Source organism: Alcanivorax sp. 24 (assembly GCF_004360225.1).
Taxonomy (GTDB): domain Bacteria; phylum Pseudomonadota; class Gammaproteobacteria; order Pseudomonadales; family Alcanivoracaceae; genus Alloalcanivorax; species Alloalcanivorax xiamenensis.
In genome coordinates this window covers 294,104-319,079 of sequence record NZ_SNUA01000002.1, presented here as the reverse complement: position 1 = coordinate 319,079, position 24,976 = coordinate 294,104, and the positions used below count along the sequence as shown (strand labels likewise).

14 protein-coding genes are annotated in these 24,976 nt (G+C 59.2%); 3 read left to right on the top strand and 11 right to left on the bottom strand.

What is annotated here, in order from left to right:
• Nucleotides 1–27: 27 nt before the first annotated feature.
• Nucleotides 28–1,989 carry a hypothetical protein gene (locus E0L37_RS04005; RefSeq protein ID WP_133490502.1) on the bottom strand — a complete coding sequence of 654 codons (1,962 nt, stop codon included), beginning with the start codon at nt 1,987–1,989 and terminating at the stop codon, nt 28–30.
• Nucleotides 1,990–2,006: 17 nt separating this feature from the next.
• Nucleotides 2,007–4,511 carry a TonB-dependent siderophore receptor gene (locus E0L37_RS04000; RefSeq protein ID WP_133490501.1) on the bottom strand — a complete coding sequence of 835 codons (2,505 nt, stop codon included), beginning with the start codon at nt 4,509–4,511 and terminating at the stop codon, nt 2,007–2,009.
• A 314-nt stretch (nt 4,512–4,825) separates the two neighbouring features.
• On the opposite strand from E0L37_RS04000, the gene E0L37_RS03995 reads away from it, so the two are divergent.
• Nucleotides 4,826–5,827: an AraC family transcriptional regulator gene (locus E0L37_RS03995; RefSeq protein WP_166642994.1), complete on the top strand. Its 1,002-nt coding sequence runs from the start codon at nt 4,826–4,828 to the stop codon at nt 5,825–5,827.
• A gap of 49 nt (nt 5,828–5,876) precedes the next feature.
• Here the strand turns inward: E0L37_RS03995 and E0L37_RS03990 are convergent, their stop codons facing one another.
• The 5 genes from E0L37_RS03990 to E0L37_RS03970 form a co-directional block, all read right to left on the bottom strand.
• Nucleotides 5,877–6,800 carry a DUF6607 family protein gene (locus E0L37_RS03990; RefSeq protein ID WP_133490499.1) on the bottom strand — a complete coding sequence of 308 codons (924 nt, stop codon included), beginning with the start codon at nt 6,798–6,800 and terminating at the stop codon, nt 5,877–5,879.
• Between the two features lie 76 nt (nt 6,801–6,876).
• Nucleotides 6,877–8,340, bottom strand: coding sequence for a porin family protein (locus E0L37_RS03985; RefSeq protein ID WP_166642993.1), 1,464 nt, complete (start codon nt 8,338–8,340; stop codon nt 6,877–6,879).
• Between the two features lie 124 nt (nt 8,341–8,464).
• The gene (locus E0L37_RS03980; RefSeq protein ID WP_133490497.1) at nt 8,465–9,265 is read right to left on the bottom strand and encodes a hypothetical protein; all 801 of its coding nucleotides are present in this window, start codon (nt 9,263–9,265) and stop codon (nt 8,465–8,467) included.
• A 121-nt stretch (nt 9,266–9,386) separates the two neighbouring features.
• Nucleotides 9,387–11,930, bottom strand: coding sequence for a PKD domain-containing protein (locus tag E0L37_RS03975; protein WP_133490496.1), 2,544 nt, complete (start codon nt 11,928–11,930; stop codon nt 9,387–9,389).
• Between the two features lie 44 nt (nt 11,931–11,974).
• On the bottom strand, nt 11,975–14,734 hold the full coding sequence (locus E0L37_RS03970) for a TonB-dependent receptor domain-containing protein (protein ID WP_133490495.1): 2,760 nt from the start codon (nt 14,732–14,734) through the stop codon (nt 11,975–11,977).
• A gap of 187 nt (nt 14,735–14,921) precedes the next feature.
• Here E0L37_RS03970 and E0L37_RS03965 point away from each other — a divergent pair, with 187 nt between their 5' ends.
• Nucleotides 14,922–15,416 carry an RNA polymerase sigma factor gene (locus E0L37_RS03965; protein ID WP_159660181.1) on the top strand — a complete coding sequence of 165 codons (495 nt, stop codon included), beginning with the start codon at nt 14,922–14,924 and terminating at the stop codon, nt 15,414–15,416.
• Nucleotides 15,413–16,393: a FecR domain-containing protein gene (locus E0L37_RS03960; RefSeq protein ID WP_133490493.1), complete on the top strand. Its 981-nt coding sequence runs from the start codon at nt 15,413–15,415 to the stop codon at nt 16,391–16,393. Before E0L37_RS03965 ends, E0L37_RS03960 begins: the two co-directional genes overlap by 4 nt.
• 221 nt (nt 16,394–16,614) lie before the next feature.
• On the opposite strand, the gene E0L37_RS03955 is transcribed toward E0L37_RS03960, so the two are convergent.
• From E0L37_RS03955 to E0L37_RS03940, 4 genes are all read right to left on the bottom strand, one after another.
• A complete protein-coding gene (locus tag E0L37_RS03955; RefSeq protein WP_133490492.1) occupies nt 16,615–18,123 on the bottom strand; it encodes a surface lipoprotein assembly modifier in 1,509 nt (502 codons plus the stop codon).
• Between the two features lie 100 nt (nt 18,124–18,223).
• Nucleotides 18,224–19,030, bottom strand: coding sequence for a Slam-dependent surface lipoprotein (locus E0L37_RS03950; RefSeq protein ID WP_133490491.1), 807 nt, complete (start codon nt 19,028–19,030; stop codon nt 18,224–18,226).
• A gap of 267 nt (nt 19,031–19,297) precedes the next feature.
• On the bottom strand, nt 19,298–21,859 hold the full coding sequence (locus E0L37_RS03945) for a PKD domain-containing protein (protein ID WP_133490490.1): 2,562 nt from the start codon (nt 21,857–21,859) through the stop codon (nt 19,298–19,300).
• Between the two features lie 281 nt (nt 21,860–22,140).
• Nucleotides 22,141–24,888 carry a TonB-dependent receptor gene (locus E0L37_RS03940; protein WP_133490489.1) on the bottom strand — a complete coding sequence of 916 codons (2,748 nt, stop codon included), beginning with the start codon at nt 24,886–24,888 and terminating at the stop codon, nt 22,141–22,143.
• Nucleotides 24,889–24,976: the final 88 nt, after the last annotated feature.

Below are 24,976 nucleotides of genomic sequence, written 5' to 3'. Positions count from 1 at the left end.
TTTGCCAATCATCGAAACGCCAGAGCCTTATTCGCCCCCAACGGTGGAATAGGGATGGCTGAACAACTGCCCGTCCTGGGCCCTTAGCCGGTAGGTGCCGGTCACGGTGCCGTCGCTGAGCCAGAACGTGAGCTCCCCTTGCTGGCCGGCCTGGCCGGCGTCCAGCACCCGCCAGGCGCGGAAAAGCAGATAGGCGCCGCCCAGAGAGATCGGCTCGAAGGCCTGACACAAGCCCAGAGCGCAGGCGGAGGCGCTGTGGATCGGGCTGCGCTCGGCGTTGGGGAACAGCCGCGCTGTGCCCTCGTCGGTGCCGTCGGTGACCCAGACCCGGTTGGTCGGGTCCCGCCCGGCGCTGTGGTTGTCGCCGAACACCACCCGGTCGCCGACCACATGCAGGCCGGTGATATAGCGAGCCCAATTGGTGGGGGGGGCGCCATTCTGTGGCTGGGTGGTGGCGGGCATAAGATCATCGCGCAGGCGGCGGGTACCGGCCTCGGTGCCGTCGCTGACGTACAGGGCGCTGACCGGGGAACGACTGACGAATTCCAGATTGACGCTGAAGAACAGGGCCTCACGGGTGGCCACCAGATCGATCACCCCCAGGTTGCTTGCGTCGGCGCCGATATCAAACAGCCGCACCAGCTCGCCGTCGCCATCGATCTTCCAAAGCTGGGCGTCATCATTTTGGCCGCCTTCCCTGGCAATGAAGTACAGCGCCCCCTGGAACGGAGTCAGGCTCTCCATAATCATGTCCGAGACTGGCCGCGTGCCGGCCACCGTGCCATCGGTGACCCAGAGCCAAAAGCCGCCAGCGTCGCGGGCTCTGAAATACATCCGCTCGCCCACGAAATAAGGAATGCCGGCCTGCGGCCCCATCGGATAGTTGGTGAAATCGGATTTCAGCGTGGTGATCTCGCCACTGTCGATGTCCTTGGCCAGCAGGGAGAAGGTCCGGCTATCACCACCGGCATTTTCCTGGGAAGCCAACACCCGGCTTCCCAAGAGAGCGTGACCGCTGGACTCACCGCCGAAATCCAGCAATTCATCGCTCCGGGTACCCTCGCTGGTGCCATCGGACACATAGGAGCCGATGTCACCAGAGTCGAAATAAGCGATGAAATACGCCAATTCCGGATCACCGAGCACGATGGATTGCCCTCTGTTAGTGACCATCAGTGCGGTTTGGTTATCCGGCGGGAAGCGCACCAGGGCACTGCCCCCATTAGTACCATCGGTGGACCAGAGCGACCTGTTCAAGGCCTGTGGGTCGGCGGGATCGACGCCATTGAACAGCACATAGCGCCCGCCAGCGTAATGGTCGTAAACCTGGTTCTGATAGCCGTTGGCATCGCGCACCCGCCCGCCGTCCGGGTCCTGGAGCCAGCGCACCCGCCCCGTGTCCACGTTGATGCGCAGCAGAGCCACGCGGTTTGTCTCGTTCCTTACCTCCGCGGGAATATCCGCGGCGCTGATATCCGTCTGACTCGCCAGCCAGGTGCGGCCGCACAGCACGGTCTGCACCTGGCCATTGGCGTCGCCGGTGATGTTCAGGCCGCCATCGCCCCCTTGTTCGGTGCCCGCCGCCGCGCCCTCGAAATCGCAGGTCACCAGGTAGCGCTGCGGGGCCGGCACCCGCGCCGCGCCGAGGCGCAGCACGTCGTCCTCGCGCAGCGCGTCCAGCGTATGGCTCAGGGTTCTTTCCCCGGTGCCGGTGAGGGTCACCGTGTCGGTCACGCCCGAGACCTGGTGAATCAGTTCCAGGGTGGCGTTTTCCGGCAGGTCGCACACCTTGAGGGTGAGGCCGCTGGCCGGGGCCTCGGCCAGCCGGCACTGCGACGGGCCACCGGTTACCGGATCGTCCTCATAACCGCCGTCGTCGCCGCGCCAGGCGCTGTCGCCGTCGCCCCCGGCACAGGCCAGCAGCAGCATCGGCAACCCCAGGGCGGCCAGAACACCGGGGCGGAATCGGGATAAACGTAATGACATCATGATCGGTTCCTTGGCGGCTAAAAGGTGGCGCTGAGCGACGCGGTGATACTTCGTGGGGCGCCGTAGTAGCTGGCGCGGTCATTGGCCAGGTAGGTCTCGTCGAACAGGTTGCCCACGTTCAGCCCCAGGGTCATGACGCGGTTGAGCCGGTAGCGCGCCATCAGGTCCACCACCGCATAGGAGCCCTGGACGTACTCGGCCACCTCGCCGGTCCAGGTGCCGCCGCCGTATTTTTTTGTCCGGCTCTTCCAGCTCACGCCGCCGCCGACGGTGAAATCCCGGTGCAGCGCGTAGCTGGTGAACAGGCTGAAGCTGTGTTTGGGGCTGTTGAAACCCTGGCGGTCGAGGGTTTCATAGGGGTCATAGCCCAACTCCTCGGAATAGCCCGGGGAATCCAGGTGCAAATAGGTGTAGCCGGCGTTGATCATCCAGCGGTCGTTGATCTGGCCGGCGATGGACAGCTCCGCCCCCATGGTGGTGAGGCCGTCGATGACCCCCGCCGGCTGGCAATCCGAATAGGGGTTGTAGGGGTTATTGCAGACCAGGTAGTAGGTTTTCTCCTCGCCATTGACGATTTCGGTGACGGTGGCCTTCCAGCTTGGCAGGCTATAGGCCACGTCCTTCTCTTCCATGCGAAACACCGCCGCCTGCAGATTGAGGCGATCGTCGTTGAGCGCGCTTTTTACCCCCAATTCCAGGGTATTGCCCTTCTTGGGCGCCACCGCGATCACCGGGATGCCGCCACCGCCCTCCTCGATCACCCTGGCGGAGATGCCCCGGGATTCCTGCTGAATCTTGTGGATGCCGGTATAGCTGGCGTACATCGAGGTGCGCGGCGTCAGCGCGAACACCAGCCCCGCGTAGGGGATATACCGTTCCGGGTAATCCACGTGCTCGTGGGAATACTGCTCGCCGACCCCGTCACACTCGTAATAAAGGCCAACGGCACCGCTGCAGCCGTTGTAGTAGTAACGGCGAATGCCCATGTCATATTTGTGATAGCGGACACCAAGGATGGCGGTGAGCCGTTCGCTGGGGTTGAACTTGGTGCTGAAGAAAGCGCCGTACTGCTCTTCCTTGGTTTTGTTGAGAATGCCATGGCCATCGACCACGTAGTAATCGGTGCCGGGCACTTTGGGTAAAGGAATATCGCCATCATTCCAGTTATCAAGGCTGATCGGGTTGCCCTCCTGGGTTTCCCGGGCAGGTTCGAGAATCTCGGAGCGGAAACCGCTGAAACCGGTGGCAATCTGGGCATCGCGACCCAGGAACCGGAATTTGCCGGTCAGGGTCACATCCACGTTGTGCACTTCGTTGTCGTTCTGGATACGCCCGTAGGTAAAGCTGGCCAGTTGATTGACGGTGTCGTAATAGTCGGCGCCGACCATGCCGTAAACCCGGTCGGGCGTGGCCTCGGTGTATTGGTAATTGACATTGAGCCGCCAGTCGTCATTGAAGTAATGGCCAATGCCGGCGAAGTACTGCTCCACCTCCTGGGAGGCGTAGGACCACTGGGTGGCGGCGTTGAAGGCACGGCCCTTGGCATCGACCAGATCATAGATGCCGCCGCTGTTGTTGGTCAGGTCGGTGCCGTGGGGGGTGGCGTCGTCCACCCATTTCTCGAACCGGTGGAAGCCCGCCCAGAGCGTGGTGTTCCAGGTCAGGTCCGCTTCCAGCATGCCGTACAGCACGCTGGTCTCGTCCTCGACCCGGTCCATCCAGTGCTCGCCCTCGGAGTAAACGCCGACAAAACGGCCCCGCAAGCGGCAGTCCTCCAGCAACGGCTGGTTCACATCCAGTTCGGTGCGGGCCCGGCTCCAGGTGCCGTAACTCAGGTTCAGGCGCCGCTTGGGATCACAATGGGGGCGCTTGCGCACGAAGTTGATGCTGGCGGAAGGGTCGCCGGTGCCGGTGGTCAGGCCGGTGGAGCCACGAATGATCTCCACCCGCTCGTAGATGGCGCTGTCCATGCTGCCCATCAAATCGGCGCCACCGAACATACTGGCCGCCGTGGGCATGCCGTCGATCTGGAAATTATCGATCTCGTAACCGCGGGCGTAGTAACTCGCCCGCCCCGCCCCGGGCACCCCGTATTCCTGCACCGAGATACCGGGGGTGACCTTGAGCACGTCGGCCACCTGGGTCAGATTCTGATCCTGAATCTGCTTTTCAGTGATAATGGTCAGACTTTGCGGCGTTTCCTTGATCGACAAGTCCAGCTTGGTGGCGTTGCTGGAACGGCGCACGGTGTAGCTGGTGGCGGCTTCCTCCTGGACGGTGGGGGCGCCGGAGTAACTGCCTTGAACGGTGACCCCCTGGAGCACATGAACATCCCCCGGTTCCACCGTTGAGCCTTCCGGGCCCCGACCCCGAGCCTGCTCCTGTTGTTCCGCGGCGGTGGCCGCCTCGGGCTCATCCGCCATCGCGGCCGTGGAGACAAGCGGCCCCAACAATCCCAACCAGGAAAAACAGACAGGCAGGAACGGCCTGGCGGCCATCCTGAACTTCACCAACTGAGACATATAGTGCAACTCTTATATACAATAACCGCGATAGTCGCCCGCCATCGCGCACGGATTGAACAAGGCAAACTCTTGATGGATTCGGAGAGCTAGGCTAGCATCCTCAAATGAGAATAGTTTTCATTAAAAATCTTTTTGTTTTTCAAAACGGTCAATATTCAGGACTCCGGCTTCTTTAACCGCAAGAAGTCCGTGGCGCCTATGTAATCAGTAAAAAATCAGAGCGCACTGCAAATTGACCTGATGCCTGGGAGCGCACGGCTGGCTTGGACCACTATCCAGGAACCGCCAGCAAAATAAGGGAGGGAATGAGGATGACGGAGAAGGTACCCCGCACAATCAGCCAGCATGATATTTCGTGCCTGTCATGGCCCCTTTGCCATTCCAATCGACTGAAAAACTCGAGCCATGAGCAGAGCCACCCCAAGCTTCTTGGCCGATTTCACGTCATACCATTACGGAAAGGGCTGGTTCTGCATACCGTGGATATCGAAGAGCTGTTCCGCAATGTCACGGAGAGTGTTGTCTATCCCGGTATCAAACTCGCGGTGGCGATCGAAGGTGCACCGGATATTCAGTTCGACCAGCAGCGCCTCCCTATTGGAGAGCAAGCGGACAACCGGAATCAGGCTTCCCTGGTGGCGCTGACCACGGCTGCACGATTCCTCAAGCGCAGCAGTCCACGACGAAGGGAGAAAGCCGTCAGCCTCACGTTCACACCGGAATGGCTATATTACAATCTGGACAATCCGGACCGGGCCTGGCCGGCGGTACACCGCTTCATCAGCACACACCTGGCAACCAAACTATGGACCCCCTCCCCTCACGCCCTGACCGTCGCCCGCCAGATCATCGACGGCGTCCCGCCACAAACCCCATTGGAGAGACTCTATCTGGAAAACCGCTGCATCACCTTAATCATGGAAGGGTTGAACAGCCTGATCGAAGATCCGGTGACTTTGCCATCCGCATCCAACATGGATATTTCCGAGCGCGAATTCGAACGGCTCGAGCGGATCCGGAATTACCTGGATACTCATTACCCGGAAGATCTGACAATCGCTGATATCGCCAAACAATTCGGTATGAGCGTCAGCACCCTGCAGCGTAACTTTCACCGCGCCTTTGGCACCAACGTCGGTGGTTATATTCGAGATGCCCGCTTGAGCCGGGCGGTGCTCGCCATTCAACGGGACGGCGTCAGTATCAGCCAGGCCGCCACCATCGCCGGGTACAGCAACACGGCCAACTTTTCCTCCGCGATTAAACGCAAGTATGGGGTTACACCAAGGCAATTGCGGATATCGGCGGGCTGAGCAATAAATCGCGCACAGCTCCACCGTTGCCGCATGACGAGGCGCTCGCTCAGGGCGCCTTGACCCACGGATCAAACAGATCCTGAATCTCCTGGTCGGTGACGGGCTTGCCCTTGCGGGCTTTTTCGGACTGCCAGTACATTTTCATGATCATCTTCATGCCGTCCACCGGGTAATCCAGACGCACGCCGTCACCAGCGGCGATGCGACGGTCCCATTCAGCCCGGATGCGGCGCCAATAATCCTGGGTATCATCCCAATACTGATAGCCCGGACGGAAGTTGTAGCCACTGATGCGCTGGTAGGTGTTCAGCCCCTTTTCGCGGGCGATACGCGACACCACCGTTTCCCCTTCACGGACCACCTTGACGTTGTCCTGCCCGTGATTCCAGCCATCGGGCAGGATGGTGTGGCTGTTGATGATCGCCAAGGCGTTGTAATCATCACGTTTGGTGTACTCGCGTCGCGGCAAGGGCCGGTAGCCTTGATCCGACGTCCAGGTAGGATACTCGCCGGCGAAATCCCACCTGCCGGTACCGCAATAGCGCGGTGCATCGCTGACTTCGTAAACACACTGCGTCCAGGCTCCCTTGGTCTTCTCGGCGGAAACCGGGCGCAGGCGCCAGGTCTGATCGGCGGTGAACCGCAAACGCCGGGGCGCTTCATAGCGCCAGTCCTGGCGCCAATGTTTGATCACGAAGCCGCTGCCACGGTGCACCAGGATGTGCTGCAGAATGATCCGGGTATCACTGTCTTCCGCCAGCAGCACCATCTCATAGGCATCGCTTTGTTTGGCGGGCTTGAGCTGGTAGCCCGAAGTGAGCGCCTCGGTTTCCTCGAACGCGAACGTGACCCGGTACTCCCCCACCATGCTGAGGATCGCCTGGCGGGCCTTTTCGAAGTCCGTGGGCGCGCTGTCGATCAGTTTGAGCCGCCATGGCTCCGGTGCGGTTTCGACTTGTGCCGTGGACATACAGGCACTGAGAAGTAGTGGAAGCAGAATTAAGCACAAACGTTGCATAAGCGGTTTCTCCATCAGGTAAAAAAATTCAGAAAATCTTGTTCAAACCGAACGTCACGCGGCTTTTCTTGTAGCGATAGACATGGGCGATACTGCTGCGGTTATCGCGATATTCGTAGCTCAGGGCCGGGGTAACTCCGTGCCAGGCCAGACGCGGCAGAGTGATGTTGAGATAGACACTGCCTTCATGGTCACGTTGCCGCCGCGCGAAAACGGCGTGGCGACCTTTGGCCACTTTTTTGCGATAGCTGTATGACAGATTCACCGTGGCCAGATCAGCGACGGCCTTGTACACCCCGAAACGGGCGATACGCTCGCGGTAGGCGAACATATCCAGGCGCGCGTCGCTGTCATGCATGATCAGGCCACCATAGATCATCAGATCACGGCGCAGGGCATGATTGGCGAACACGGAAAGACGGCGCGAGTCACCTTCCAGGCTGTCCAGCGCCGAGGAAAAGTCGCGCTCCTTATGCTCGTAACTCAGCTCAAGTTCGGTCCGTTGTCGCCATTGCCGGGCCAGCACCGCCCGCACTCCAAACGCCTGATAAATGTCGCGGCCGCCTTCGCGGTCATATTCGAATAAAGGCAGAAGTTGAAAGCGGGTCCTGACGTTGGCGTACTGATATCCCAGGTAAGTGGTGGAAACCAGGTTGTCGTAATCGTCACCATGCCGGTATTCATTGCCGTAGTTGATACTGCGCAACAGCACCGAGTGATTGCCGGGCAGCGACCAGAGTTTGTTCAGGGTGCCTTCGAAATAGGTACCGGAGGCGCTGATCTCCTTCCCGGGCCTGTTGGCAAGGCATACGCCGTGGAACACCAGAGCGCACGCATCCACCACCGTGGAAGCGCGGTTCACATTGTCTTCACGGACCGCCGAAAGGGATAAGGACAGACGGGGACGGCGGCGCTGAGCCAGCGCGCCAAGATAGTCATCGATATGATCCAGAACCTGCTCCGGCAAGGGCATATCCCGCAACGCACGGAACGACGTTTCAGCGTCCCGCAACCGATTGTCGGCATACAAGGCGCGGGCCAGATCCAGCCGTCCCCGGGTAAACCCAGGGTTGCTCTCAAGCACCTTTTTGTACCCCGCCACGGCCTCGCGATAGCGACCCTGGTCGGCCGCCCGGCCGGCTTCGACGAAATCGAACAGTGCCGGATCGTGTTGAGGAATACTGGCGTACAGGCGCAGCCAGCGCTCGGCGGCGTCCCAGTCCCTGCGATTGACGGCATTGAGAATGGCGAACAGCAATTGCTGTAACTTCAATCCCGGCGGCAAATCGATAACCGGAGCCTGCCCTTCCGGGCCTTGTTCCTGCTGCTCCAGAGGCGCCGGCTCGGCCTCTTCTTTTTGCTGCCGCCATTGACGCTCGGAGCCTTGCCACAGGCGGTCCGCCGTGTCCTGCTGCGCTTCGGCATTCAAGCGGACAAAAACCAGCAGCAGCACAATCAGGCCGCGTACGAAAAGGGAGCCAGGAACGGTCATGGGGGAAATATCCATTCAGAAGACGAAAGGAACCTGCCCGAAGGCAGGTTCGAAAGGCTTCATTAATCAAAGCAAACCCCGAATGGCTGAATGTCATGGCTTTTCGGAAAAAATGGTGCTGCTGTTATTTCTGGACGCCACCGAAGGAGGCGACGTAGTCGACAGAGTTTCCTTCGGCCACACCCGCCAGCGCACTATTGCCTGTGCTACCATTTCCAAAGAAGTGGCCGGTCACCGAACCGTTGGAGGACGGAGCCGATCCGGTACCTACGTAATAAGTAGAGGTACCGCTGAAGGCATCATTTCCGGTTGCTTGAATAAGCAGGTTGTTTTGGGTGGCACCGCTGCCATTGGTCAAGGTGCCAGACAGTGATGACGTGCCGCTAACGTTCAGCGTCAACTCACCGGTGAGAATTTCAGGTGAGTTGACGGAGGTTGTAGGCAACGCCAGCAGCGCCACGGCGGCATAATCCGTGGAGGATGTGGGCAAAACAAAACCATCCTGATCTCCTACGTACCATGCCTGATGCTGGTTCGCACTGGTACCTTCCACGCTGGCAAGGCCGAAGTATACATCCTTGCCCACGTCAGGAATCTTGATCCCGTCCATGCCGATACCCAGGGCTTCTTCTCCAGGCTGCGGGTTGGTATGAATAAATCCTGGCGCCAACTGATGGTGCGCAAAATCGACACCTTCCGAGGTCACGTAGTCATGAAAGGTAAAGGATTCAATACTTTGCAAGCTGATTAGTTCGCCACTATCGTGTACACCAATCGCGGGTGCTCCCAAGGGACCATGGAAGCCACCGATGGTGGCCCCACCGACATCCACAATATCCGGACCGGCAGTACCACTTTGCAAAGTAACAGCCTGAGCACCAGTAACGGCCACCATCAGGGCGGTCATGAGAACTGCTTTCTTCATGAGTCTTACTCCTACGAGAATGTGTGCTTTGCACACGGTTGCTGAACGCCCTCTTTCAGGCTCATGAGCCCGAAAGAGGACCATCACTTCCTTAATTCAAAGCTGCTTTTGCTTACAGGGTTTAATTCAATGGCCCTCTACGGAAGCTGTACCCCTCTCTCTCCTCGACCCGGAACACCCAAGTAAACTGGTAGGCGCTGACCAATTTCGATAACCGCGCCAGCTCCGCCCTGTACTCTTCGTCATAGCCATACTCGTCAATGACCTCTTGAAGAGCCGCATAAAGACTCGCTTCATCGGTAATTGGAGGTCGGGTCAAAGAGAATTCCACCGATTCTCCCTGTTTGATCACCTGCCCGTTACGTAGCCCAACGAAAGCGGGCCGGAATTCTTCCATCGCCGAGGCCACATTCAGATCCGTTATGGTGTAATCACGGTCATAGGCCGTAAGACGGAAAGAGTCCACCACCAAAGGAGTGGATTCCTCACCTGGGGCAACGGGCATGACCCCGTCATTACGTGTCTGATTCGTCGCTCGGAAAGGAAAAAACACCTGGCGTTCAGAGGTATAGACGTCGGAAGGAAGCCGTTCAAGCAGCAAGGACGGGTAATCCGCGCGATCAGCAACCACGTTAAAAACCAATTTTTTTGTGTCGGAATAAGCTACACCATCGCTGGCAATGGCTTCGTATTCGTATTCCCCGGGGATGAGCTCCCGACTGTCTATATCCTGAGGGTGACACGCATACCAGCCTACCTCTCCGACGGCACACGAATAAGATGGCAAATTGCTCCCTTCCGGTTGCCGAGTTACGGTGATGGCGTAGTACAGTGGTGCGTCCTGATCCGGATCAGTAAGATAACCGAAGATACCCGGCCGGAATATGTCGTTAGGAATAACCGCCTGCCCCGGTGCGGACTCACTGTTCAGATCGCCCCCAACATCAGTGCTGTTGTAATAGCCCGTTTTTTTCTGTTGTAGCGTAAAATTCGTCAGTATCGGGGGGTTATTCGTCAGCTTGGCAAAGCCATCGGTAGTGGTCGTCGTTCCCAGCCGGTTACTTACGGCACCACGAGAGTCACGCACTTCCAAAAAGACGCTGTAACGGCCTGGCTTATCGGTTACTACATAGGCGCTAGAATCATGTATGCCACCGTCCTGTTGCACCTTTGCGTCACTGCCATCAGGCCGTTCAACAAGAGTCCAGATGTACTCAAGCCGGTCTCCGTCCGCGTCCGAACTTTCGCTACCGTCAAAAGTCAGTGTTTCTCCAGCCAGAACTTTACTAACCTCCATCGTAGTCTTAGCCACCGGCTTGCGGTTGGCGGCGATCTTAATGGTCATCGTTCCTGATGTGGTCGCGCTGTCTTCCTGACCGTCGTTAACCGTCAGTTGGTAATGCCAGATTCCGACGGCGGAGGCATCGATATACACCGTACTGTCGGATGACGTCAGCCGGTTGTCCGGCTGCGCCTCATTCCAATAAACCCAGGCATAGGTCAGCGGATCACCGTCAGGGTCATAAGAGTAACTGCCGGAGATTGAGCAATAGGGCCAATACGTCGAACTGCCGCCGAGCTCGCATTCAGGATTGCCTTCTCTGCTGCTTGCCGCTACAGGCGCTGCATTTGACGTGTCGCCCTCCGCCTTTGTCACCTGAACGATGACACGTTGGGTAACTGCAACGTGGTTATCATAGACACTGAAATCCACCGGATAGCTACCGACAACGTCCGGAACAAAGCTGGCACGGGCACTGCCCGCATCCTCAATGGAAGCCATCGCACCCTGGGGCAACGAGGCATCGGCGGGAAAACGCCAGCGATAGCCGAGGGCGTCACCATCCGGGTCGCTGCTGCCACTACCGTCAAGCACCACCTGTTGATGCAAGGTTCCCGGCATCAACAGCCGCCCCTGGCTGTCATAGCTGGACCCTTCCGGCTCCTCGATTTTAATCACCGGGTGACTGTTGCCGGCGTTCACCGTGATCACTGTTTCCACCGGGGCGCTGATCCGGTCACCATGGCGCACGCTCAGGGTGGCCCGATAGATACCGATCTTGTCGGCGAAGAAACGGGCTTGCGCCTGGGCCGGATCCTCCAGTTCAGTGGCGATACTGCCTTCCTCATCCCCCTCCGGCTGCTCGGTCAATATCCATTGATAGGTCAGTTCCGCCGCGTCCAGGCCGGTGGGCGGCAGGCTGTGGCTGCCGTCCAGTGTGACCTCACTGCCCAGATACACGGTTTGCTCCAGCGGACGAATAATCGCCAGCGGGTCAGGGTTGGTAGCGGTGATGGTCACCCTGGCACTGCCGCTGGCGGTACCGTCACTGACCACCAGGTCGGCCACGTAGTCACCGGGCAGGTCCGGTGTGAACCAGGGATTCTCGGAGGTGGCATCGGAGAGCGCGGCAGTGCTGTCCAGTGGCGTACTGGACAGCGACCATTGATAATTCAACTCACCCTCGTTGGGGGTGCTGCTGCCGCTGGCATCAAGAGTGATGCGTGTACCGATGGCCACGCTGTCGGCGTCGGCGCTGGCCACCGCGGTGGGCTTGGGGGCGCTTCCGCCACCACTGCCACCACCACCACCACCGCAGGCGGCGAGTAGCACGATAGCGATGCCCATCAGGCCCGCCATGGAATGACGCAATGAGGGTTTCATGGGTAAAGAGTCCTCCAGTGTTTGAATCGTCGGCTTTATCACGGTCAGTATTGCCAGGTCAGACTTAACCGGGCGGTGCGCCCGGGCGCTGGAATCAGCCCCAACCCGAGGGCGTCCAGGTAATAGCGGTCGGTGAAGTTATCCAGATTGAAGTCCAGCCTGATCCGGTCAGTGGCCTGATAGCTGGCGAAGAAGTCGTACACCCGATAGGAATGCCAGGGCACCACCTCCAGAAAGCTGCGAGCGGTGTCGTCGTTATACTCCGGCGCTTCGTTACGCTCTCCCATGAAGGTACCGCGTACACCAAGCACCAGTGCCGGGCGTGGTAAACGCATCCCCAGAGTCAGACTGCCATGCCAGCGTGGTGGCACCATGTTGTTGATGTAGCTGGCGGCGATGCCGTAATCGTTACAGCGATGAAGACGATAGCTGCCGGTGTGGCAGATCTCGATATGGTTGTAACGGGTCACGCCGAACTCAGTGAAGAACACCCCCATGTCATAACCACCGGACAGCTCCACGCCATGGAAGCGGGCGCTATCGATATTACGCATGGTGAACTGGGAGACGATGGTGGTGTCGCCCCCCTCTTCCCACAGATTCGGTAAGGTGCGCGTCAGGTAGTCCCGGGTATGGTTACGGAAATACGACAGCTTGAGGCGCAGTTTGTCCCGTTCGAGGAAGAGGCCGTCCTTGAGGTAGTTAATCCCCACTTCCCGGTTACGGGTGTGCTCTGGTTTCAGTACCACATCCGGTGCGGTTTCGAAGGAAAAGCCACTGGAGCTTTCGAACAGGCTGGGCATGCGCAACGCTTCCGCGTAGCGGGCATAAAATTGCAACCCGGCGTTTCCCGGTTCCCAACTCAGTGTCACAATCGGTGCGGTGCCACTTCGGCGGTTGCGATTGGGCAGCGGATCGCATTCCCCATCACCGTCACCGTCCACGCAATTGGGACTGCGGGGATCATAGACAGTGATGGGTTTGTCATCACGCGACTTGAAGCGGGTATAGCGCAGGCCGGCGTCGAGTACCACGCTGGACACCGGCTTGTACTGCCAGGCAGCGAAGGCACTGTACTCATCACGCTTGCCGTTGCGCCCGGCAAGGCCACGGGTATCCTCGGTAAGCGCGGTGGTGCCCACGTCTTCCCATTGCCCGGACAAGCCATAGCGCAGTTGGCTCTCCCCCCAGGCGCCATGAAGAAAATCGGAAGTATTTTCCAGCTCCATCCCCCAGCGCTTATAGGTCTCGCGTTCATTGTTGTAGAGATTGGCCTCGGTGGCGCTGGGGCTGTTATTGGTGGAGCGGGCCCGGGTATGCCAGAGGCCGGCCTTGAAATCCAGCAAAGGCCAGGCCGCCGGGTTCCAACGATAACGGCTGGTGTACGTATCAACGGTAACGTCGCTGTCGCGTGGCTGCGAAACCGGTGAGAAGTTGGCAAAACGAATAATCTGCGACGGCATGATTTCGCTATAAACGCTTTCGTAGCGCAGATAGCTCAGTTCCAGCTCCTGGTCCTCGGGAAGGAACATTTTCGCTTTGAGCAGGCCGGATTTGCTTTCGAAGTTGGTACCGGGAATCCGTTCGCCGGCCTGAAACCGCGATGCACCGCGAATCACCGGACTAACTTCGGTATAGAAGGGCGTTTTGCGCCGGTCCGACAGGTCGACCCAGGCCGAGGGACCATGCTCTCCGGCGTAATAGTTTCCCTGACGCCGCTCCGCGTAAGCGGCCACAAGATCGACGCTTTCCAAGCGCTTGGCCAAGGCGAGGCTGCCGGCCCAGCTCTTCGCCTCATACCAGTCCGGGCGATCCATGCCATCGGGATACCCCCAATCCGATGGCATGGCCTGATCACCAGAACACAGGCTCTCGTTGACGCAGTCGGTCCGGTAGACCGGGTCGGCGCCACCAAAATCCCCGGTGAACAAGCCCGCCGGCGTGCCCGGACTGACCGCCGAACCACTGTTATTGCCAATCGCGCTGCCACGCACGCGCATGCCGAAATCACGGCCATCGCGAACGATATCCTCGGCATTGAGCGTGCGCATCGACACCAGACCACCCACCGCCCCGGTGCCTTGAGCGCTCAGACTCGGCCCCTTGATAATGTCAATGCCGCCGATCAGATCCGGATCGATGTAGCTGCGCGAGGCCACCCCGGAATAGCCGCGGTACACGGTGGTTTCCTGGCGGGCGCCGTCCACCAGCACCGGCACCCGGCCCTGCCCCTGCATGCCGCGGATATTGATGTCCAGCCCGCCACTGTTGCGGTTTTCCCCCACCAGCACGCCCGGTACTCCTTGAAAAATGTCCCCCACCGAGGTGCCGCGAAAACGTTCTATGTGTTGCTGATCAATATGGGAGGCGGACCCAGGCGTGCGGAAAGCCTTATCCACGGGTGATGCTCCGCCCTGTACGCGAATCGGTTCCAGTGACAGCACATCAGACGGCGACGACGGAGGCGGAATCAACCTGATCAGAGGATGACCCGCGTTGTCGCGAATCTCGAAACGGGTCCCCGTGCCCGCCAGCAGCCGTTGCAGGCCCCGCTCCAGCGTGTAACGCCCATAAAGAGCGTTACCGCGCAAGGCCGCCACGGCGCCATCAAGGATCACTTCGGCACTGGCCTGTTCACTAAATATCAATATCGCGCTGTCCAGGGGCAATTCCGGAATCTCGAACAGCAGCGTCGCCGACGAGGTATCTTGCGCCTGCCCCCCGGGGCCCCAGCACAGCAACACGACAAGGACAAAAAAACGGCATTGGCTAATCCGCGAAGCAGCGGACCACACAAAGGGCATAGCGGGACTCCACCCATCAAACGATAATAATTTTCATTACCTGTCCCTTAAGAACGAAGCGGAGAGAAGACCGAATATACCTTTTGGGAATAAATATACTTTTTTTATGCCTTACGTAGATTTGCAAACAATAATCATTATCAATATTATGTTGCCCACCTTTCAGGGGCGGCGGGGTCGATATCCAGTGCTTGAAGAACTATTCCGTCAATACGCCAACAGGTTGCGGCAATATCTGCAGAAGAAGACCAACGATCCCGATCTCTCCGCGGACATCGTTCAAGAGGCCTTCACGCGCATCGCTCGTCACCATGATCTGAGCGCCATCGCCAACCAACCCTCCTATTTGTTCCGCACCGCCAACAACCTGCTCATTGATCATTTACGTCAGACTCGAACGCGGGCCACCGACAGCCTCGCGCCTCTCGTTCTGGACACGGTGGTCGATCCCAACCCCGGGCCGGAGCAACTGGCGGGAAAGGAGGAGGAAATGGACCGGCTCAGGGATATACTGTTGTCTCTACCGCCCGTTACCCGGGCGGTGTTTCAGCTATCACGGATCCAGGGGCTTACGCGGGACGAAACCGCCAGCCACCTGGGAATCTCCACCAGCTCGGTGCAGAAACATCTGGTCCTGGCGATCACCGCCATTTCCCGCGGACTGGAGCAGGCCGAACCATGACAACGGACACGGAAACGCAATGGTGGATCGTGGACCACGAACAAGGCAGTGACGACTTGGACCAACGCGCGGCGGAGTGGGTGGTCCAGCAGCACCATGGCGACTGGTCGGAGGTTGATCACCAACGTCTGCGGCAATGGCTGGGACAGGATGAGGCTCATCAGCGCGCTTACCGCCGCGCCCAACGAGCCTGGCAACTGAGCGGGCAATTGGCGGATGATCCCGTCTTTCAGACACCGCCTTCAAGACGGGCGCGCCGGTTCCGGCTCACTCCCGCGCTGGCCACCGCCGCCGCACTCCTGGCTCTGGTGATGGTGTGGCGTACCGGGCCCTGGATCCAGGAGCCAGGGGATTTCGTTACCCAGGCCGGAGAAATCCGCACTCTGACGTTGGAGGATGGCAGCCAGGTGCAGTTGGCGGGCGACAGCGCCCTGGACGTTGACTATTCGGATCAGGAACGGCGGGTCCGGCTGCGGCGCGGCGAGGCGATTTTCAGCCCCGCACCCCGTGCCGGTCAGGAAAAACGCTCTTTTGTCGTGGAGGCCGGCGGAACCGAAAGCCGCGCCCTAGGAACCCGCTACGCGGTACGTCTGGACGACCCCGAGGGCGGCTGGATCGGCGTGCTGGAACACAGCATCCGGGTTTCTTCCAATGACAGAGGGCAAAATCGTGATCTGGCCGAGGGCCACAGCCTGACGTTCAATGCCGGCCAATTTTTCGCCAGCGACTTGCTCCCCTCCCAGGAAGCCGGCTGGAGCCGTGGTCTGCTGATCTTCCGCCAACAAAGTCTGGCATCCGTGGCTGAACGCCTGCGCCGCTTCGGAGCGGGACGGGCGGTCTTCCTCGACACAGAAAAGGCAAGCAGACCAATCAGCGCCGTATTCCGTCTGGACAACCTGGACCGCGCCTGGGCCACCCTGGAACAGGAACTGGATTTGCGTACTCTGCACCTGGCGGGCGTTACGCTGATTTATTAACCGCACCGTCTTGGAGAAGCACCCCAAGGCCGGAATTCGGATTTCACAGACAAACGATACGCTGGTACGCCTGCACATTGATTCGCTGCCAAGGCAGTTCCCACACAGTTTCCTGGCTCTCTCCGTCGGAAACGAGCCGGCCTCTGGATTCTTGGCAGCGCGCCTCCGGCTGATCTTGGGAATCCGCGATCGCTACGATGTGAAACGATGGTGTGCTTAGCTCAAAAACGGCGCTCTAATTTGAACCCGATGACTTTCTCATCAAAGCTGTAAAGCCAGTCCACGTTGCTTTTGACTCTGGTGTATTCCAGATTGATACCAGGAACGATTCCGGCGAAGGACCAGCGTGGAAAGCTGAAAATACCGATATAACGCTGCTCTCTATCCTCGCGGCGTTCACCCAGCAAAGCGCTGTAAGCGTCATAGCGTTTGTCACGCAGGGAAGCAAGCAGGGTCATCTCCACCCCCCTCATCAGCGGCTTCGCAAGCCCAAGTCGCACACCATACTGGCGGTAGGAACTGACTGATTCCTCGGTATTACGGTCCACGCCGTCAAGGCCGCCGAACAGGGTCCAGTCCGCGCCCAGCCGGTGCCAGGCAGTGGCGTACAGACTGCTCATGTCGCCATCGAAACGGGAATAAACTTCGCGATAACGCATGCGTTTATGACTGCCCTCGAACTTGAAGGCGGTGCGCGGCGACAGATAGTGCATCCATTCGGCACGCCCGCCCCAGGCATCGTAGAGCCCCTCGTTACCGTAACGGGCGTGTTCGAACAGCGGCGCCAGACCGTACACATCGTTGACGTCACGGAAGCGATAACCGGCACTGGCATTGAGCGTGTCCTGGTTATAGATACTGTGATCACGATAGCGATCACCATAAGCCAGTGCGCGGAAGAACAGGCCGTGATGGCCCGGCAAGAAAACATCCTTTTCCAGACTCATTTCATAGCTGAGGGTTTCGGTGCCTATCGCCTCCGGCGCCGTGCGGCGGACGTAGCACAGCCCCTCGGCAAACCAGATCAAACAGGTTTCATTCTCGGAACTCTGATTGATATTGTCACTGTAACCGGGCCCGGCGGCGATACGACCCTGCCAACCACGGCGTTCTTTCAGTGCCTCAAGAAAATTTTCCAGCGTGCTTCTGACTCCGGCGGTCTTGTCCTGATCGGGAACCGTCTCCACCCGGGCCAGAATATCGCGAAAACGGGTTTCGGCTTCGCGATTTTTCTGGTTCTCGAACAGTACCCTGGCCAGTTCCAACTGCCCCGGCAGAAACGCATCGTTCAACGCCAGCAGAGAGCGGAATTCTTGCTCCGCCCGGCTCAGATCACCACGCAGCCGGGCCAGTTTGCCTTCCGCATAGTGCAGCAGTATCGGGTCCGGATTCTCCAGCTCCCGATAGACATCGAGAAAGCGCGCCGCCGCCGTCCAGTTACGGCTACGCAGCGCCACATACAAGGCTCGGCCGAGGTCGTCGCGGTTGCGGCGCACTTCATGTTCCTGTCCATTGATGATCAGGTTCGGCAGCGCCTCATCCCTGGCACGTTCCTCCCGCAACAGCTCCTGCTCACGCTGCCGGGCGGTGCGCTCAATGCCCTGCTGCAAACGCAGCTCGGTGTCCTGATCAGCGATGGCGAAATGCGGCGACAACCCGAAAACCAGCAGGGTCAAATAAAGCAACGGGGCGTGGCGAGGAACAACACGGAATAACGCGAAAAAGCGCATGTCGGAAAGCTCGCGGGCAGACAATAGCGGAAAGATAAAAAGAGCCGGGTGGCGGTTGCCACCGCCCCCGGCTCAACTTCAAGCGTCGGAACACCACGGATCAGGGCGTGATCGCGCCGCGTTCACCGCCGAAGGAGGTGTCGTACTGGCTGTTATTGACAAAGGTGGCCATGCCGGCCAGGAAGGCCGCGTCGGCGCCGTAGAACTCGCCTTTGCTTACGCCGTTGGCATCGAGGGTGGCGGAAGTGGCTGGGTTATAGGCTTCGGCCGTGCCGGTGAATGAGGAACCGGCAATACTGGCGTCGACACTGATCCCTAGAGCACCATTCTGGAAGCCCCCTGAAAGGCTGCCGTTGCCGAAATCAGCATTCAAAGAGCCATACAACTCATCGCCAGATGCAGCAAACTGGTTCAAGCCATTGACACTATAAACCGCGGTTCCTGAACTAGGCATGGACACACCGTCCTTATCACCCACATAGAATACCGCCCGATCACTAAAGCCTGAGGGCCCACTCCAAGACCACTCTCCAAACCAGACATCATCGCTGATATCGCCCACCCCCACGAAAGTGAAATAGCCCAGACCTGTATGATCCGGATCAGGGCCGGTTCCTCTCATATCCAGTTGCCTGGCCACTTCACCATAATGAAGAGCCTGCCCCGTCGAGTCCAAACTAGCCAGGAATCGAATGTCAACGATCTGACTCTTGGTCATTCCACCAGCATCGATACCAATACCAGAAAGATTCGGTTGATGTGGCCCCCAGGGCCCTCCGGATTGACCAATTGCGATATACGTCCCATCACTGACATCGCCAGCAAAAGGCGCGGCCTGTGCCACACAGGACAGCGACAGGGAGAGCACCAGGGCACCGAAAGCTGTCTTCTTGGTTGTTACCTTCATCACTCAAACTCCTTGATCAATGAAACGTTCTGGGAAGTGGCCGAAGGTTGGGATCATCCCTGCTCCTTCCGTAGCCCATCTCCGGCCGCCGGGGTTCATCCGGCAAGAACACAAATGATTTGCGTTCTCATATAAGAAACGAGAGCGGCGACAAAAATTTTCACCGTTTTCCTTTTTTTGGAGATAAAGGCGAAAATTCCTGGCTTTCGTCTCCGCACAAACCAAAACGCCGGACCATAGGCCCGGCGTTCGGCGGAAAGAGGAAATCTAACCACCAAGGGAAATGATCCAGCCCTCCTTTTCCTGTACGCGGAAGGATCCACGGATATTGGCTTCCCTCAGCCGGGCGGCCAGGGCGTCCCGTTCGTCTTGATCCGTTGGTTCCGCTTCCCCGGAAATCTCCAGTTGATAGTGAATATCAATGGACTCACCCTCACGAATCACATAGCCCTCGGTCACTGGCTGATCGTGGGTAACGTCGTAGAAGACAGGCTGGTAGCTCGGGTTGTCCGAGTGGGTTGTCACGTCGATCAAGGTGTAATCTCCACCGTAGGCGGTAAGGCGATAAGTTCCATCCTTTTCCAGTTCCACGACACCCTCATTCCATGATCGTAAATCCCAGTTCCATCCAGTTGCCCGTGTATTTACCCAAGGGAAGGTGGCCTGAAGCGCTCCTTCACGGGGCTCCCCTTCCCAGTAGTACGTCATCGGAATTTCCAGCAACAAGCTGGGGTACTCTTCTTTAAGCACAGCGTGCACGGTGGTGGTGAAGGGGCCGGCGAATTCACTGCCGTCATAGACCTGATACTGGAACACATAGGTGCCTGGCTCAGTGGGCGCCAAGTGCAGATTCGAGCAGGGCCACTCGGTGAGAGCCGCCAAGTGGTCAAGATATTCCTGAAGGTCCTCTCCACCAACGGCATTCCACGGCTCGACACAGCTATCAGCCGTTGAATAACCAGCGCTGAATTCCCAGCGATTCCCGCTGGGCCCATCGACCAGGGACCATAGGTGACTTAAAGGGTCGCCATCCGGATCGTAACTGTCAGCACTGAGTATAAAGACATCATCTCGGGCAAAGGTTCTCCCCCATACGAGGTTTTCATCTGAACTTTTTCGTCGCTGGTTAACGATAGCGAAAGGCTGCTCCGCATCATAATGTGGCTGAGTAACGACATTAGCCTCACCAGCCCCGGTGCTCGCGACTTTGGAAATCCGTGTCAATGGGGCGTTATTGGAAGACTTCGCCATCAGCACGACCTCGGTCGCCAGTGAAGACCAGCCGTGCTCATCGGTAACCACCAATTGCACCCGGTAGGGACCGGCCTGATCCGGCGTGAGCATCGAAAAAGCGGTGTTCGCGCCCTGCAAAACCGCTTCGCTGTTATCGGGGCGATCCAACAGCGTCCACTGGTAATCGAGCCGGTTATCGTCTGGGTCAGTACTGCCTTCGCCGTCGAACGTGGCCGTCACGCCCACCAGCACCGTGGCAGCGCCCGCAATAGCGACGGAGGCGGAGGGGGGACGATTGGCCCCCAGTATGGCGGTGAAGGTTTCGGTCACGGAATGGCTGGATTCAGCATCGGAGACAGTGAGACGAACGACGTAGTCACCATCCACGGTGGGCGTAAAGCCGGGCCAGCAGGTACTGTTGGTACAGCTGTCCAGACTGCTGTTCGCTTCCGCATCAAAGCCGCCAGGCGCCGACACCAGCTCCCATTGGTAGGTCAAGGCATCGCCATCGAGGTCATAGGAACTGCCGCCACTGGTATTGACCGCGGCTCCCCGCTCCGCCTCCCAGGTCGCATTGTAGGACGGGGCGATCACCGCGACCGGCGGCGTGTTCGGTTCGTCTTCCGGCGCCGCCACGTTCACCTGAAACGGGCGGGTACAAGTTCGTGAAATACCGTTATACACACACAGTTCAAGACGGTAGTAGGCCCTGGCGGCCGAATCCACCACGAAGCGGGCCTGCGCCTGCTTGTCGCTGCCATTGAGAAACTCGCCGCTGGCGCCGAGCGGAAGACTGGTAAACCGCCAGCGGTACTGCAGCTCGCCGCCATTGGGATCCTCGCTGGGGGAGCCATCCACGGTGGCGATCTCGCCGCGCGGAACGGTCTCGTCCAGCGGCGCGATGGCCGCCACCGGCGGGGCTTTTTCCTCGACGATATTGATGCCCACCGTGGCCGGCTGGCTGGCCTTGTCGCCGTAGCGCACCACCAGTTGCGCCTGGTAGCGGCCCACCTCATCGGCGGTGAAGCGCGGGTAAGCCAGATTGCCGCTATCCAGTTCGGCGCTGCTGCCCTCGGGTTTTTGCGTCAGCGTCCAGTCATAGACCAGCAGGTTGGCATCGCCACCGTCCGGCGGCAGGCTGCGGGAGCCGTCCAGTTGCACCGTGCCCAGGATCCAATTGATTTCTTCCGTCACCACCGCCAGCGGGTTGGGGTTGAGGGCAGTGATGGTGACCCGGCTGGACGCGGTGTCGGCACTGTCAGCGGTACCATCGTTGACCACCAGTTGCACCACGTAGGTGCCGGGTAGATCCGGAGTGAAGCTGGCCCGATCGGTGTCGGCGCCGTCCAGAGCCGCTTCGCTGCCCTCCGGGACACTCAGGAAACGCCATTGCCAGGTGGTGATATCGCCGCTGGGCGAGCTGCTGGCGCTGCCGTCCAACTGAACCGTGTCTTCACCCACGTTCACTTCGGTGACATCGGCGCTGACATTCGCCTCCGGGCGCGCGACGCCGCCACCACCACCGCCTCCTCCCCCACAGGCGGCAAGCAGTAATAACATACAAAACAGGGATATCGGTCTGATCAGCACAGCCATTGGCAAGGTCTCCAGCAATAAGGCAGCCCGCCCGTGAACAGGGCGATTCTCATTCTCATTGGTACAACGATTCAGCGCCGGAAAAATTTCACGGCCGTGTCCCAGCATTCGCTTGCACGCTGACACGCAACACGCCGGCACGCTAACCCCTTCCATGGGAAGCGGCCGGGCGGCCCTTCGTTTTAGCCGCGATTGGCGTGTTAGCGTGTTGCGTGTCAGCGAACTGTGGCACAGCACCGTCTCCAGGCGATGTGGGAACCTGCATCTGCGCGCCGTCTTGTTCAGTACTGCAAGGTGAACCCAAGGCGGGCGGTGCGCCCCGGTGCCGGCACCATGCCCAGGCTGAGGGCATCCAGGTAGTACTGGTCGGTGACGTTATCCACATTGAAGTCCAGCGAGAAAGTGTCGTTGGGGCTCCAGGTCAGGAAAGCATCAAGAATGGAGTACTGGTGCCAGGGGATAGGTGTGGCGAAACGTCCCTGGGTCTGGTCGTTGTATTCCGGCACCCGGTTACGGGCTCCCATCCAGGTATTGCGCGCGCCGACTTCCAGAGTGCGGTTAAGCAAACGGAACCCCAGCGTGGCGTTGGCCTGCCAGTTGGGCGGAATCATGTTGTTGATGTAGCTATTGGCCACGCCGTAGTCGGTACAGCGTTGGCGACGGTAACTACCTTCATGGCACAGCTCGATATTGTTGTAGCGGGTGCCACCCAGTTCCGCGTAGGCCCAGCCCAGATCGTATTCCAGTGATAACTCCAGGCCGTGAAATTCCACGCTTTCCAGATTCTGCATGCGGAACAGCAGACCGTTGGAGCCGATGCTGGTGTCGTCCCAGGTGTTGGGAATGGTGCGAGTGAGATAATCCTCGGTGCGGTTTTCGAAGTACGCCAGTTTGAAGCGCAGGGCATCTCCAGCGGTGAACAGATCATCCTTCAGAATGTTCATGCCGACTTCCCGGTTCTTGGCGCGCTCCGGTTTGATGCGCTGACCAGGCACCGCCGCCACGGAAAAGCCGGCGGTGGTTTCGAACAGACTCGGCATGCGCAAGGCCTCGGCGTACTTGCCGTAAAACTGCAAACCGGACAGCGGCTCCCACAGCAAACTGACCATGGGCGCGGAGCCGGAACCGCTGAAGTCATTGAAGAGCGAGTCACAAGCACCGTCACCATTACCATCCACGCAATGAGGACTGTCCGGATCGTTCACTTCCACCGGCCTGTTATCGTCACTGCTGTAACGGGTATGGCGGATACCGGCATCCAGGGTCAGGGTCGGCACGAAGGTCCATTTCATGGCCAGGAAAGCGCTGGTTTCCTGTCGCTCGCCGTCACGCATGGCGAAGGCTTCACCGGCATTCTCATCTTTCGGTTTAACCTCTTCCCGCTGCCATGCGACACCATAACGCACTTGCAGATCACCGAAGCGCGGCAGCGAAGTGGTGTTGGTCAGATCTCCGCCCCAGCGGCGATAAATCTCGGTGCCGGGCCGGCCGCCGCCGAGCAGTTCCAGCATTTCCTCGGAATAACTGTTGTTGCGGCTCTCGGTATCGGTGTGCCAGAGGTGAAGATCCAGGTCCAGCCAGTCACTGCTCAACGGCTGCCATTGGTAGCGCCCGGTATAGGTGTTGGCGGTGACCTCGGAGGCTTCGGTCTGTTTGATGCGGCCCAGCCAGAGTAATTCCGAGGGCATTAACTCACCATACTCGCTGTCGTAGCGTAACCAGCTGAATTCCAGGATATGGTCGTCACTGGGATAAAGACGGGTCTTCAGCAGCGTGGATTCACTTTCAAAATGGGTATTGACCACTTCCTCGCCGCCACGAATGCGGGAGGCGCCGTCCACCCGGGGACGGATCTCGGTGTAGAAACCACGGTCATAGCGTTCCGAGAGATCCAGCGTGGGCGTGGGACCGTGCTCACCAGCATAGTAGTTTCCCTGTCTGCGCTGGGCGTAGGCGGCCACCAGATCGGCACCAGCCAGACGCCAGGTCATCGCCAGACTGCCGGCGTGGCCTTCGAAGTCACCGGAGCCCGGCCTGCCCATGGTCTTCGCTGTGGGATAGGCATTGTCCAGACTGTTGTTGCCATCACACAGGGTGCTGCCGGGCTGGCAGTCGGTACGATAATGGCCAGGCGTGCCCAACCCGCCCACGTTATAACCCGCCTGGGTGCCGAGATCCGCCGGCGAACCGCTGTTGTTGCCGATCAAACTGCCGCGCAACCGCAGACCATAGCTATTGCCGGGCTTGGCGATGTCATCAGCGTCTATGGTGCGCATGTTCACCAATCCACCGATGGCACCGGTACCACCGGCAGTCATGGTCGGCCCTTTGTCGATTTCCACCCCGCCGATCAGGTCCGGGTCCACGTAGCTTCGGCTGGTGACCCCCGCGTAGCCCCGGTAAACCGTGGTTTCCTGACGGGCGCCATCCACCAGCACCGGCACCCGGCCCTGCCCCTGCATACCCCGAATGTTGATATTCAGACCGCCACTGTTGCGGTTCTCCGCCACCAGCACACCAGTGGTGCCCTTGAACATATCGCCCACCGACGTCCCCCTGAAACGCTCGATCTCCTTGCGGCTGATATACGCGGCCGAACCCGCCGTGGTGTAGGGTTTGTCTTCCGCCGAAGCGCGACCCTGCACCTTGATCGGGTCCAGCACCATGGCGTCCCCGGCGGCTGGCCCCGCCTCCACCACCACGGTTTTGCCGTCGGCGATGTACCAGAGCAAGCCGGTGCCACCAAGCAGCTGATTCAACGCTTCCTGAATCGCCAGACTGCCATGAACCTCCCGGGAGTAATGCCCGCCAAACTGGCCGGCGTCGGCGGAAACCTGTAGTCCGGACTGGCGAGAAAAAGAATCCAGTGCCGTGGGCAAAGGCTGGGCGGGAATGTCGAAGTCAATCAAAGCACGACTCTCCTGCTGTGCCGTCACGGCCAAGGGCCAGGCCACCGCCAACATCATCATCAGAAACCGGAGCAAGGGCGGTACCGCCCCACGCCGGGCACGCCAACACCGTCCTGTCATTATGTCGCTTCTCCACCATTTAAATCGAAATGCCGTGCATTCCGTGGGTATCAGGGGATATAACGATCAGGCGGCAATTTTTTTTCGG